Origin of the sequence: Polynucleobacter sp. HIN9 (assembly GCF_030297635.1) — a bacterium.
Classification (GTDB): Bacteria; Pseudomonadota; Gammaproteobacteria; order Burkholderiales; family Burkholderiaceae; genus Polynucleobacter.
This window is the reverse complement of sequence record NZ_AP028140.1, coordinates 1,671,466-1,683,371: the sequence shown is the minus strand read 5'-3', so window position 1 is coordinate 1,683,371 and position 11,906 is coordinate 1,671,466. Positions and strand designations below refer to the sequence as shown.

Below are 11,906 nucleotides of genomic sequence, written 5' to 3'. Positions count from 1 at the left end.
ATCTAAACTATTCATGATAGCGAAATTCCAGTTTAGCAACCCAATATTGAGAGCCATCAGGTCGGCATTGATTGCCTTGGCTGCTATTTGCTTGCCTGTCTCAGGGAATGCTTTTGCGACTCAGTCCGATACGCATGAGTATCAACTCAAGAATGGCTTGCGCCTGATCGTTCGCCAGGATCATCGTGCACCGACCGTTGTTCATATGGTCTGGTATCGGGCTGGATCCATGGATGAGGTCAATGGCAAAACCGGCGTTGCCCATGTGCTTGAGCACATGATGTTTAAGGGAACGAAAACGGTCAAATCAGGTGAATTCTCGCGGATGGTGGCGGCCGTGGGCGGACGTGAGAACGCCTTTACAGCCCGTGATTTCACCGGATATTTTCAGCAGACTGAGAAATCAAAGCTTGCCGAAGTGATGCGGCTTGAAGCCGATCGAATGGCAAATCTGCAATTTTCCGATGAGGAGTTTGGGCGAGAGCTTCAGGTGGTGATGGAAGAGCGACGCTTACGTACAGAAGATAATCCATCGAGTTTGATGCGTGAGCTACTGATGGCAACGGCATTTATGAGCTCTCCGTACCGTCATCCCATTATCGGCTGGATGAACGACTTGCAAAATATGCAGCCTGCTGATGCGCGACAGTGGTATCGCGACTGGTATGCACCAAATAATGCCGTGGTTGTGGTGGCGGGTGATGTTAATCCATTGGCAGTGAAAGCATTGGTCGAAAAGTACTACGGACCTATATCAGCAAAAAAATTACCTGAACGCAAACCTCAGCTCGAACCTGAGCAAAAAGGCGAGAAGCGCGCTGTTTTGAAGGCTCCTGCTGAGAGCCCGCAAATCATGATGGCGTGGAAGGTTCCCAAACTAGATCCTAAAAAAATGGATGAGGTGGATCCGTATGCCTTACTCGTTTTATCTGCCGTCTTGAGCGGGCACGATAACTCAAGGTTAAATCGAGAGTTAGTTCGTAATCAAAGACTGGCTAATAGCACCGGGGCAAGTTACGAACTAATTAGCCGTGGGCCAGAGCTTTTTGTGATTGGTGCAACTGCCGCCAAAGGTCAAACAGTGCAGGATCTTGAGAGAGGCATTATGAAGACCTTAGGAGACATTGCTAATCAGGGGGTTACTGAATCCGAGTTAAAGCGTATCAAAGCACAATTGCTTGCTTCACAAGTATATAAACGCGATTCAATTTTTGCTCAAGCCATGGAGATTGGTAGTTCAGAAATAGCTAATGTCTCTTGGCGTGACTTAGATCGCATCATTGAGCGAATTCAGTTGATTCAATCAGATCAAATTCAACGTGCAATTAATACGTATTTTGTCAGCGATGGTTTAACCATTGTGACTTTAGATCCCCAGCCACGTTCAATGCTTGCGAAGCCGCGTGGAATGTCAGGTAGTTTGCGTCATTAAAAGGGAACACAATGCAGCGTAATCATCATCTTATTAAGGGGCTAATTGTCTTAATTGCGACGTTTATCGCAGCTCATGCCCAGGCAGTATTGCCAATCCAAGCGATTCCCTTAAGCAATGGTTCGAAAGCCTATTTGATTCAAACGAACACCATACCAATGGTCGATATTGAAATTAGTATTGATGCGGGAAGTCGTTATGATCCAAAAGATCAAAGTGGTCTGGCATCCTTGACCGCTGCGCTGCTGACCCGCGGCATTCAGTGGCAGGGCGGCATTTTGAATGAGGCCCAACAGGCAGATGCAATTGCTGAGTTGGGAGCTATCATTAGCGCGTCCGCTTCAGGTGAGAGAGCCATCGTGCGCGCTCGATCACTGAGTAAACCCGATATTTTTGATCCACTCCTGCAACTTCTAGTAGCTAGTGTATCGAAACCTATTTTTGATGCATCGATTTTGATGCGTGAGAAGCAGCGCGTTAGTGCCGCGATTCAGGAGGGCGATACGAAGCCAGAAGTCGTTCTGCAAAAACGGTTTCGTCAAGAGGTATTCGGAAACTATCCGTTGGCACGATCCCCTAATATTGAATCGATTGCAGCAATTAAGGAGGGTGACCTAAAGCGATTCCATCAGGATTTCTATCGCCAAGACCGAGTCATTGTGAATATTGTGGGCAATGTCGATCCAGCCAGAGCAAAGCAAATTGCCGAACAAATTATTACAGCATTACCCGTTAAGGGACCAGTGATTCCTGCATTGCCACCTTTAGAACGCTCACCAATAGAGCCAGAATCCAAGCGTTTGATCCGAATTCCATTTCAAACACAGCAAACTCATATTGCAATGGGTATGACCGCCATCACTCGTGACAATCCTGACTACTTCCCTTTGCTTGTCGGAAACTATATTTTGGGTGGCGGGGGCTTTGTATCGCGCTTGGTTGGTGAGGTTCGAGATAAGCGTGGATTTGCGTATAGCGTATTTAGTTACTTTCAGCCGGGGCGCGATACCGGAACTTTTGAAGCGGGCTTACAAACCCGTAATGACCAAGCAGATCAAGCTCTCAATGTATTACAAGAGACGATTGCACGCTTTATTGAAGATGGCCCAAGCGATGCAGAATTGGCTGCTGCTAAGGCAAACTTAATCAATGGCTATCCATTGCGACTCGATAGCAATCGTAAATTGCTTGATAACCTCTCAGCAATTACTTGGAATCAGTTACCACTCAATACTCTCGATGTGTGGACACAACAAGTTGCAGCGGTCAAAAAAGATGATGTGCGCAATGCGTTTAAACGACACCTGGATATGCGCAGAATGATCAGTGTTCTTGTTGGAGGCACACCCTAATTGGCACAAAGCCACCGAATTCGGATTATTGGTGGTGTGTGGCGCAGCCGGCAGATTCAGGTTTTGGATCAACAGGATTTGCGTCCTAGCTCTGATCGGGTTCGTGAAACGCTTTTTAATTGGATAGGCTCAGACCTCAGTGGCTTAAAAGCAATTGATGTGTTTGCTGGTTCTGGAGCACTTGGTTTTGAGGCCGCCTCCCGATCAGCCGATGAGGTCATATTCATCGAGAAAGATAAACGAATCTATCACCAGCTTCTGACCCAGCATCAGCTCCTCAATTCTTATCCAATTCGCGGGGAAGTAAAAATCTTTCATGGGGATGGAATTTCTTATTTACAGCGTGCTGATGATCAGTCGGCCCAGCTGATTTTTCTGGATCCCCCATTTAGTCAACCCGACTTACTCGTTCGCGTAGCACAAGAGGCCGGTCGCGTGTGTCACGATCAAGGGCGGGGCGGAATCTATATTGAATGCACCAATCCCTTTGATCTGAGTCGATTAGAAAGGGTACTGCCCAATTGGACTCTTATTAAGTCGATGGAAACAGCCCAAGTCAAAGCCGTATTGTTTCGCCGCAGTTCGAGCTAAACTCCTGTTTATCCATATAAATAAGGGGGTCTTTATGACCATTGCTGTCTATCCAGGAACCTTTGACCCATTTACCCGTGGTCATGAAGATTTGGTTCGGCGTGCTTCAAGTATTTTTACCAAGCTGATTGTCGGAGTGGCTGATAGTAAAAATAAGCGTCCTATTTTTACACTTGATGAACGGATTGAAATCGCCAAAGAGGTGTTGAGTCACTACCCGAATGTTGAAATCGCAGGATTTTCTGGATTACTGAAAGACTTTGCTCGAGAGCATTCTGCTCGAGTGATCGTACGGGGTTTGCGTGCCGTTTCAGATTTTGAGTATGAGTTTCAGATGGCTGGTATGAATCGGTACCTACTGCCAGATGTGGAGACTTTATTTTTGACCCCATCAGATCAATATCAATTTATTTCTGGTACCTTTGTCCGAGAAATTGCGCTCATGGGCGGCGATGTGAGTAAGTTTGTTTTTCCCTCAGTGGAAAAATGGTTACAAAAGAAGAACGCCCAAATTAAATCCACTTAAGCTATTCTGATCATTCTTTTAGGGATATCAATATGGCGTTAATGATTACAGACGAGTGTATCAATTGTGATGTCTGTGAACCAGAATGCCCAAACGATGCGATTTATATGGGGATTGAGATCTATGAGATCGATCCCAATAAATGCACCGAGTGCGTGGGGCATTTTGACGCTCCTCAATGCCGTCAGGTCTGCCCGGTCGATTGTATCCCGCTCAATCCCGCTTATTCTGAAACCCAAGAGCAGTTACTTGAAAAATATAAAGTCTTGAGTGCTCTCAAGCAGACCAATTAAATGATTTAATTTGCGCTGTGCAGGATTTGCATGGCATCTTGTGTATTGCCTTCAAGAACCAGGGGCAAAATGCCAATTGCTTTTGTGATGGCCGCATCTAATTTCTCTTGCTCATCCGAGCTCGGTTTCTTTAGTACATAGTCGGCCACATCCATTTTTGCTAGATTGCCAGGTAGGTCGCGTGGGTGACCAATTCCAAAACGGAGTCGCCAGAATTCGGGGCTTGATAAATGCTGTTGGATATCTTTTAGGCCATTGTGACCGCCATTGCCCCCACCTTTTTTTAGACGAGCCGTGCCGGCTTTGAGATCGAGTTCATCATGAACCACCAGCACCTCACTTACCCCGATCTTATGAAAGCGACAGAGAGGACCAACCGCTTCCCCGCTGAGATTCATATAGGTATCTGGTTCCAATAAGTAAATATCATGACCTTTGATTTGGATTTTTGCGATTCGACCGTTAAATCGCTTTTCAGGCTGAAGAAATTGTTTATGTTGAGCAGCAAGACGATCGACAAACCAAAACCCTGCATTGTGACGGTCGGCCTCATGCTTTGATCCAGGATTTCCGAGTCCAACAATTAAACGAATCATTTTTATCAGTCGATTGAGGCTAAGTGATCCAACTATAAACGACTTCAATTGGGCAATAAAAAACCCGCATCAAGCGGGTTTCTATGAGAGTGAAAAGATTTAGCTCTTCGCTTCTTTGTCAGCGGCTGGTGCAGCCTCAGCGGCTGGTGCAGCCTCAGCGCCTGGTTCGGGTTCCGCTTTAACCGCTGGAACGCGAGCGTTTGCGATCACAGGGTTTTCTTGCTCGACATGAAGAACTAGGCTAACGCCTTTGGGTAGCGCAACGTCTTTGGCATGAATCGATTGACCAACCACGATTTTGCTCAGATCCACCTCTAAGAACTCAGGAAGGTCACCGGGCAAGCAAGTGATTTCGATTTCATTGGCGACGTGGCTAACAACCGCTCCACCAAACTTCACTGCTTCTGATTCTTCGGCACCCTTAAAGTGCAGAGGAACGCGCATATGAATTTTTTCACTGGCAGATACACGCTGGAAGTCAACGTGCAACACCAATGGTTTAAATGGATGCATCTGGTAATCACGCAATAAGGCCTTTTGTGATTTACCGTTTAATTCGATATCCAAAATGGATGAATGGAAAGCTTCTTTCCGCAAAGCATGGAATAAAGCATTGTGGTCTAACTCGATTGCGCAGGGAGATTCTTGCTTTCCGCCATAGATAATTCCGGGGGTTTTCCCAGAATTGCGCAGGCGGCGGCTCGCACCAGTGCCCTGTACGCTTCGTTCAAATGCAACAACTTTCATGATGACTCCAAATTAAGGGTTAATTTCCGTCCGCGACCAAACGGAAAGCCTTAAATTATAGCTTGAAAGAGTAAAAATTCGGTAGAAATCAGTTGCTTAGGAAGCTATTCGGCAAAAAGTGACATAACTGAGTCGCCTTTGGTAATCCGCGAGATCGTCTCCGCTAGTAGTGGAGCAACACTTAACTGCCTGATTTTATTGACTGATTTTGTATCTTGTTTCAATGGAATCGTGTCAGTAACCACTAACTCATCAATTTCAGATCCTGCAATGCGGGCAGCTGCACCTCCAGATAGAACCGGGTGGGTGCAATAGGCTGTCACGCTTTTGGCACCCCGTTCCTTAAGAACCTCGGCTGCCTTACACAGAGTGCCACCCGTATCAATAATGTCATCCATGATGACACAGTGGCGGTTTTCTACCTCACCAATTAAATGCATCACCTCTGAGACATTGGGCTTTGGTCTGCGTTTATCAATAATGGCCAGATCACAGCTTAATTGCTTGGCAAAAGCCCTGGCGCGTACTACACCGCCAATGTCGGGTGAGACCACGGTCAGGTCAGGCTGATTTTTTGCCCGTAGGTCCCCTAAGAGGACGGGGGAGGCATAGATATTGTCGACCGGGATATCAAAAAATCCTTGGATTTGATCTGCATGTAGATCCATCGTCAGAACGCGTTCAACGCCGGCAACCGATTGCAGCATATTGGCCACAATTCTGGCCGAAATCGCAACCCGCGCAGAACGGGGGCGGCGGTCTTGACGGGCATAACCAAAGTAGGGGATGACCGCAGTAATTCGGTTGGCCGATGCCCTTTTGAGGGCATCAATCATGATCATGAGTTCCATCAGGTTATCGTTGGTCGGATCACAGGTCGACTGGATTACGACGACATTCTTGCCGCGCACGTTTTCTTGGATTTCAACCTGGATTTCGCCATCAGAAAAGCGGCCAACGAAGGCTTTTCCTAGCTGCAACTGCATTTGGCTAGCAACAGCCTGTGCAAGTGTGGGATTGGCGTTGCCAGTAAAAATGGTGAGCGCGTCAGAGTTCATGGTCTTAGCTAGTCTTGGTTATCCATCATAACAATGGCAGGGGAGGAAGGACTCGAACCCTCGCATGCCGGAATCAAAATCCGGTGCCTTGACCAACTTGGCGACTCCCCTACTGCGTCATACTGATAAAACCGAATTGTAAGCGGGATTTTGTTTTAGACCCCGAACAAGCCGACCCACCCACCCTGAGGGAAGATTGAGCAAGCGTTGTTCCAGATCGCGTCGATTGATCGATCCTGGAAGGACGGCAAACACACTACTACCCGATCCAGACATCTTACGAGTAGCATCTGGGAGCGTTTGCGCCAACCAATTTAATGCTCGATTTACTTCAGGGCAGAGCTCACAAGCAACTGGTTGGAGATCGTTTGTAAACTGACCAACTTCACCAGTGTTTGCAAGGAAGTCTGCCATTGTAATCGGAGCATGGTTTCGGGTCAATTGATCGGATTGAAACACAGTCTCGGTAGCAATTGACTCTCCTGGAAAAATGATTAAGAAGTCTTGATCGGGTAGATCAATGGATTCGAGTTGCTCGCCGATGCCTTGCACAAATGCGTTTTGACCAAATAAAAAGAATGGCACATCGGCACCTAGCTTTAATCCTAGCTCACTCAGTTCGGCCGGGGGAAGATGAAGACCCCAGAGATGGTTCAAACCAATTAATACTGTGGCTGCATCTGATGATCCGCCACCTAAGCCTGCTCCTATAGGGATATTTTTCTCAAGATGAATTTCAATCCCGCATGGATAGTTCGTATAGTTTTTCAATAACTGAGCGGCCCGAACAACCAGATCATTCTCTGGGGAAATCTCTGGATTACCGCCGTGCCGAATAATTGTGCTGTGCTCGAGCCGAGTTAAAGAAATGCGGTCACACCAATCGACCAATTGAAATACGGATTGAAGTTCGTGATATCCGTTTGGACGTCGACCGGTCACATGAAGAAACAAATTGATTTTGGCTGGAGCAAGGAGCTCGAGGCGATTACTCATTCACTTGATCAAAAATTAGGCGTACATCAATCGAGCCCGTGTTTGTATTTCTAGTCATGGTAAGACGCTCAATTTTCTTACTCTCACTCCACACATAGGCTAAATCCCAGCCGTCTTGCAAGATCCGTTTGACTTGACCTTGATTATCGCGTTCGAGCTTAGCAGGGCTGCCAGCACGTAATTGTCCATTTAGCCAATTGGATAAACCACGCGCAGGCAATGGTAGGCCCAAGGTATTTTGAATTAAGGTATCGGCGTCAATCGCACTTACTTTTTTGCCATCGCGTTCTAGGATAGCCTCACCTGGGTTAATTGTGATCTTGGCAATTGCACCTCCCATCGGCCCCCGAATTTCTAAAGTGTCACTTAAGCCATTTTTGGTGAGGGTAAAGCTACCCGATCCACCTTGATTATTGTTGGTGGGTCGATCACTTGCTTTAACGGCAAAACGACCATCCCACTGACTAGCAACTACATCCATCGAGATCGCCCAAGATGGTTTTAGACGCTTTAAGGTCTCGCGCAGAGTAGCATTGTTGGCATCGATTAATTCACCTTGTCGCCAAGCATCCTCTGCCTCAATGGGTCGATTAAGCGTCCAGAGGACTTCACCTAAATGGGCAGCAATATCAGCCTCAGGCTTGATACGAAATGCGTCTTGCAGCTGCTTTAAGGCAAGCTCATTGTTTCCTAAACGAAAGTTAACCCAGCCTAAACTATCCAAAATAAACGGATCTCTAGGATCAAGGTTGTGCGCTTTCAGAATTAGTTCATACGCCTCCTTCAGCTTGACATTTCGGTCGGCTAAGGAGTAGCCGAGTGCATTGAGTGCCTGAATATCATTTGGATTGCGTTCAATTAGGGTTCTTAAGGTTTTCTCCATCACCTCAAACTGACCGGATTTCTCGGCTGCTAAAGCATAGGTATACAAAATTTGAGGATTGGATGGAGGTGGAACGAGGGCCGCAACAATTTTGTAATAGGCGTTTAAAGCCGCCCCCTCATCTTGGGCCCGACCCAATAGACTTTGCCACTGGAGCAAAATCTGCTCGCGCTCTCTGATATTTTGTTCCTTAAGAAGGGCGATGGCTGGTGTAACAGCATCAGACCAGCGTTGATTGAGCATGAGTAGGGTGACCAACACTTCCTTGGGCTTACTTTGACCAGGTGGTGATAGCTCATCCCAAGTTTGTGCAGCGATTAAGGCGAGATCTGCTGCGTTTGCGGCAATCGCGATTTCCATTGCACGTTGAGCTAAAGCAGGATCCCCGGTTTGTCGTGCCAGACTCAAATAGGTTTGATAGGCCAACCCAGCTTCACCGCGTTGTAGGGCAATTTCAGAAGCAAGTATTTCAAAGACTTGCTCGCTGGTAGCTCCTTTGGTCTGAGCTGAGGCAGGCACTAGGAGGCCAAAAGAGCAGCAGCAAATAGCCCAAAGCAATGCACGCTTTAGATAAGAATTTGCCAAAATGGAAGTCAATTGATAGCCCATCAGCACATTCTAATCCCCGAATCTACAATGTACCGATGCCAGAACTACCAGAGGTTGAAGTCACGCGTTTGGGGATTAAACCCCATCTAGAAGGGCGCCAGATCACGCATGTCGATGTGATTGATGGACGACTGCGTTGGCCTGTTCCCAGGGGCTTGCCAAAAATTCTGAAGGGGCAACGACTCAATACGATCGAGCGCCGAGGGAAGTATTTATTACTCAAAATGACCGATGGCTACTTGATTATTCATTTAGGCATGACTGGGGTATTGCGCGTTCTACCCCATAAAGACCCCCTAAAGCCACACGATCGAGTCTCAATTCATTTTGATGATCTGAGTTTGCGACTTCATGACCCCCGAAAATTTGGCGCCGTCTTGTGGCATCCATTCACCAAGGGCGACGTGTTAGAACATCCTTTAATTCAAAAATTAGGGCCAGAGCCTCTCGCCGAGGAGTTTGCGGGGCAGTTGGGCGCAACACGTTTGTACCAGTGTTCCCGAAAGCGAACGATTTCGGTAAAGGCATTTTTATTAGCCGGGCAAGCGGTGGTTGGTGTTGGCAACATCTATTGTTCTGAATCCTTGTTTGAGGCCGGCATTCATCCAGGCTTACCCGCTGGCAAATTAAGCAAAGCTCAGTGTGAGCGATTGGCCGAGGCGGTACGAACCATTTTAAAAAGAGCGATTGCAGCCGGCGGGAGCAGTTTGCGTGATTTTGTGGATGCGCATGGTGATCCAGGTTACTTCATGATGCAAACCAAAGTCTATGATCGCGCAAATGAACCCTGTCGAGTCTGCAAAACACCGATTCGGCAAATCACCCAGGGTCAGCGCTCGACCTATTATTGCCCTTACTGTCAGAAACGATAGGTATGGGATTTCATTTTTCCCAGGCTTTAATTCGTTGGTCAAAGCATTATGGTCGTCAAGGTCTGCCCTGGCAAGGTCATCAAGATCCATATGCAGTTTGGATATCGGAGATCATGTTACAGCAGACCCAGGTTAGCACTGTGATGCAGCGCTATCCACAATTTATGCGTCAATTTCCAACCGTCAAAGCGTTAGCCAGCGCAGATCTTGATGCGGTTATGGCTCTGTGGAGCGGATTGGGGTATTACTCGCGCGCACGTAATCTCCATCGTTGTTCCCAAGAGATCATGGCAAAGTATGCGGGCCAGTTCCCCAGAACGGCAAAAGAACTTGAGCAACTGCCCGGCATTGGCCGATCGACAGCAGGCGCAATTGCTGCCTTTGCATTCGAGGAGCGCGCCCCAATCCTAGATGCCAACGTGAAGCGAGTCATCAGCCGATTTTTTGGTGTTACAGGCGATCAACAAAGCCATGAGACAGTGCAATTACTGTGGGAACATGCAACAGCGCTTCTTCCCAAGTCAAAGTCTCAAATGCCTATTTACACACAAGCACTAATGGATTTTGGGGCTACCTGGTGCACCCCGAAGGCTGCTAAATGCCAAAGTCAGGATCAGATGTGCCCAATGAAGAGTGAGTGCAAAGCGCATGAGCTTGGTCAGGTCGACCTTATTCCAGCGAAAAAGAAGAAAAAAGAATCACCAACGTTTACAACAAATATCTTTTTGATTCGTTATCAGGATGAGATATTGCTTGAGAGGCGAGCTCCAAAAGCGATTTGGGGCGGACTCTATTCCTTAATCGAAACCCCATGGGAGCCGATCGAACCGAAAATAAATCGTTCAAAACCAAGTGACTTCACGAGCTTACTAAATCAAACTGTTCTTTCAAAGCTTTTATCAAAAAGCGATTTAGGGTCGATTGCCTCAGTTGAAAAAGGCCATGTAATCGAGCATGTATTTAGTCATCGACGGCTACGAATGCAACCATGGATCATTCATCTCAAACGGAAATGGTCGCACTTAAGCGCTACGCTCGATTGGATTTGCACAAGACGATTAAAAGAATACGGCCTGCCTCAGCCAATCCGGGTCTTCTTGGAATCGAGTTCTCGATGACGCTCTAAGACATATACGTCTTTGATGGCTGCCTGAGAGAATAATTGATTCAATTGATGTACGAGATAAACCGATCGGTGTTGACCGCCTGTGCAACCAATCGCTACCGTGAGATAGCTGCGACCATCTTTCAAATAGTGTGGCAACCATTTTTCGATATGTGTCTCAATATCAGTGAGCATTTGTGTGACCTCAGGAAACTGACACAAATAGTCCGCCACCGCTTGATCTAAGCCAGTTTGATCTCGCAGGGGCGCTTCGTAATGTGGGTTTGGGAGGCAGCGAACATCAAACACAATATCTGCCTCACTGGGTACGCCACCTTTGAACGCGAAGGACTCGAATATCAACGCTAGCCCAATGGGCCGCTCTTTTAATTGATCGGCGATCCAGTGCCGTAGTGTGTGGGCAGGAATGTGCCCAGTATCAATTTGTTGAGCTTCGCTTGCTAAAGGAGCGAGCAATTCTCGTTCCCTCTCAATCGCATCAATTAAGGTGGTCGATTGCGTTGGGTGGGAGAGTGGATGACGGCGGCGCGTTTCTGAGAAGCGCTGGACCAAGGTATTGGTGTCCGCGTTTAGAAACAACACATCAACCTGATGCTTGTGGCGTAGCTTTTCCAGAAGCGCAGGTAATTGAGAGATCGATTCTCCTCGTCTAGCATCAACTGCAATTGCAATATGCTGACGTTGTTCGCCCTCCATGGTCTTTACCAATTGCTCAATTAAAGACACTGGTAAGTTATCAACGCAATCGTAGCCAGCATCTTCAAACGCACGTAATGCTACTGATTTTCCTGAACCAGAGATGCCAGTAATGAGTTGGATGCGCAT

General features: G+C 47.2%; 13 protein-coding genes and 1 tRNA gene. 7 read left to right on the top strand and 7 right to left on the bottom strand.

Features of this window, described 5'->3' with window-relative positions; translation table 11 throughout:
* Nucleotides 1-13 precede the first annotated feature (13 nt).
* The 5 genes from QUE62_RS08440 to QUE62_RS08420 are packed head-to-tail and all read left to right on the top strand — an operon-like array spanning nt 14 to nt 4,194.
* Nucleotides 14-1,432 (top strand): M16 family metallopeptidase, encoded by a 1,419-nt coding sequence (locus tag QUE62_RS08440; protein WP_286261529.1) that lies wholly within the window; start codon nt 14-16, stop codon nt 1,430-1,432.
* A gap of 11 nt (nt 1,433-1,443) precedes the next feature.
* Nucleotides 1,444-2,784 (top strand): M16 family metallopeptidase, encoded by a 1,341-nt coding sequence (locus QUE62_RS08435; protein ID WP_286261527.1) that lies wholly within the window; start codon nt 1,444-1,446, stop codon nt 2,782-2,784.
* Nucleotides 2,785-3,375: a 16S rRNA (guanine(966)-N(2))-methyltransferase RsmD gene (rsmD, locus tag QUE62_RS08430; protein ID WP_286261525.1), complete on the top strand. Its 591-nt coding sequence runs from the start codon at nt 2,785-2,787 to the stop codon at nt 3,373-3,375. It abuts the gene before it with no gap.
* A 34-nt stretch (nt 3,376-3,409) separates the two neighbouring features.
* Nucleotides 3,410-3,901, top strand: coding sequence for a pantetheine-phosphate adenylyltransferase (gene coaD, locus QUE62_RS08425; protein ID WP_286223595.1), 492 nt, complete (start codon nt 3,410-3,412; stop codon nt 3,899-3,901).
* A 32-nt stretch (nt 3,902-3,933) separates the two neighbouring features.
* On the top strand, nt 3,934-4,194 hold the full coding sequence (locus QUE62_RS08420) for a YfhL family 4Fe-4S dicluster ferredoxin (RefSeq protein WP_286223594.1): 261 nt from the start codon (nt 3,934-3,936) through the stop codon (nt 4,192-4,194).
* Between the two features lie 5 nt (nt 4,195-4,199).
* Here QUE62_RS08420 and pth read toward each other — a convergent pair whose 3' ends face one another.
* The 6 genes from pth to QUE62_RS08390 all read right to left on the bottom strand — a co-directional run bounded on the left by pth (nt 4,200) and on the right by QUE62_RS08390 (nt 9,083).
* Complete coding sequence (gene pth / locus QUE62_RS08415; protein ID WP_286261523.1) at nt 4,200-4,790, bottom strand: aminoacyl-tRNA hydrolase; 591 nt, start codon at nt 4,788-4,790, stop codon at nt 4,200-4,202.
* Between the two features lie 99 nt (nt 4,791-4,889).
* Nucleotides 4,890-5,537 carry a 50S ribosomal protein L25/general stress protein Ctc gene (locus tag QUE62_RS08410; RefSeq protein WP_286223592.1) on the bottom strand — a complete coding sequence of 216 codons (648 nt, stop codon included), beginning with the start codon at nt 5,535-5,537 and terminating at the stop codon, nt 4,890-4,892.
* A 104-nt stretch (nt 5,538-5,641) separates the two neighbouring features.
* On the bottom strand, nt 5,642-6,595 hold the full coding sequence (locus QUE62_RS08405; RefSeq protein WP_286223591.1) for a ribose-phosphate pyrophosphokinase: 954 nt from the start codon (nt 6,593-6,595) through the stop codon (nt 5,642-5,644).
* A gap of 34 nt (nt 6,596-6,629) precedes the next feature.
* Nucleotides 6,630-6,706, bottom strand: a tRNA-Gln gene (locus QUE62_RS08400).
* 6 nt (nt 6,707-6,712) lie between these two features.
* Nucleotides 6,713-7,591, bottom strand: coding sequence for a 4-(cytidine 5'-diphospho)-2-C-methyl-D-erythritol kinase (gene ispE / locus QUE62_RS08395; RefSeq protein WP_286261521.1), 879 nt, complete (start codon nt 7,589-7,591; stop codon nt 6,713-6,715).
* Entirely contained in the window at nt 7,584-9,083 is a 1,500-nt protein-coding gene (locus QUE62_RS08390; RefSeq protein WP_286261519.1) for a lipoprotein insertase outer membrane protein LolB, read from the bottom strand. Before QUE62_RS08390 ends, ispE begins: the two co-directional genes overlap by 8 nt.
* A 35-nt stretch (nt 9,084-9,118) precedes the next feature.
* Between QUE62_RS08390 and mutM the strand changes: the two genes are divergently transcribed.
* On the top strand, nt 9,119-9,955 hold the full coding sequence (gene mutM / locus QUE62_RS08385) for a bifunctional DNA-formamidopyrimidine glycosylase/DNA-(apurinic or apyrimidinic site) lyase (RefSeq protein ID WP_286223588.1): 837 nt from the start codon (nt 9,119-9,121) through the stop codon (nt 9,953-9,955).
* Nucleotides 9,956-9,957: 2 nt separating this feature from the next.
* Nucleotides 9,958-11,073 (top strand): A/G-specific adenine glycosylase, encoded by a 1,116-nt coding sequence (gene mutY, locus QUE62_RS08380; RefSeq protein ID WP_286261517.1) that lies wholly within the window; start codon nt 9,958-9,960, stop codon nt 11,071-11,073.
* On the opposite strand, the gene rapZ is transcribed toward mutY, so the two are convergent.
* Entirely contained in the window at nt 11,034-11,906 is an 873-nt protein-coding gene (gene rapZ, locus QUE62_RS08375; protein ID WP_286225296.1) for an RNase adapter RapZ, read from the bottom strand. The genes mutY and rapZ overlap by 40 nt on opposite strands.

Bases quoted from the DNA above. Each gene is read 5' to 3' on its own strand.
- QUE62_RS08440 (WP_286261529.1), top strand. From the start codon at position 14: ATGATAGCGAAATTCCAGTTTAGCAACCCAATATTGAGAGCCATCAGG.
- QUE62_RS08435 (WP_286261527.1), top strand. From the start codon at position 1,444: ATGCAGCGTAATCATCATCTTATTAAGGGGCTAATTGTCTTAATTGCG.
- coaD (WP_286223595.1), top strand. From the start codon at position 3,410: ATGACCATTGCTGTCTATCCAGGAACCTTTGACCCATTTACCCGTGGT.
- QUE62_RS08420 (WP_286223594.1), top strand. From the start codon at position 3,934: ATGGCGTTAATGATTACAGACGAGTGTATCAATTGTGATGTCTGTGAA.
- pth (WP_286261523.1), bottom strand. From the start codon at position 4,790: ATGATTCGTTTAATTGTTGGACTCGGAAATCCTGGATCAAAGCATGAG.
- QUE62_RS08410 (WP_286223592.1), bottom strand. From the start codon at position 5,537: ATGAAAGTTGTTGCATTTGAACGAAGCGTACAGGGCACTGGTGCGAGC.
- QUE62_RS08405 (WP_286223591.1), bottom strand. From the start codon at position 6,595: ATGAACTCTGACGCGCTCACCATTTTTACTGGCAACGCCAATCCCACA.
- ispE (WP_286261521.1), bottom strand. From the start codon at position 7,591: ATGAGTAATCGCCTCGAGCTCCTTGCTCCAGCCAAAATCAATTTGTTT.
- QUE62_RS08390 (WP_286261519.1), bottom strand. From the start codon at position 9,083: ATGGGCTATCAATTGACTTCCATTTTGGCAAATTCTTATCTAAAGCGT.
- mutM (WP_286223588.1), top strand. From the start codon at position 9,119: ATGCCAGAACTACCAGAGGTTGAAGTCACGCGTTTGGGGATTAAACCC.
- mutY (WP_286261517.1), top strand. From the start codon at position 9,958: ATGGGATTTCATTTTTCCCAGGCTTTAATTCGTTGGTCAAAGCATTAT.
- rapZ (WP_286225296.1), bottom strand. From the start codon at position 11,906: ATGCGCATCCAACTCATTACTGGCATCTCTGGTTCAGGAAAATCAGTA.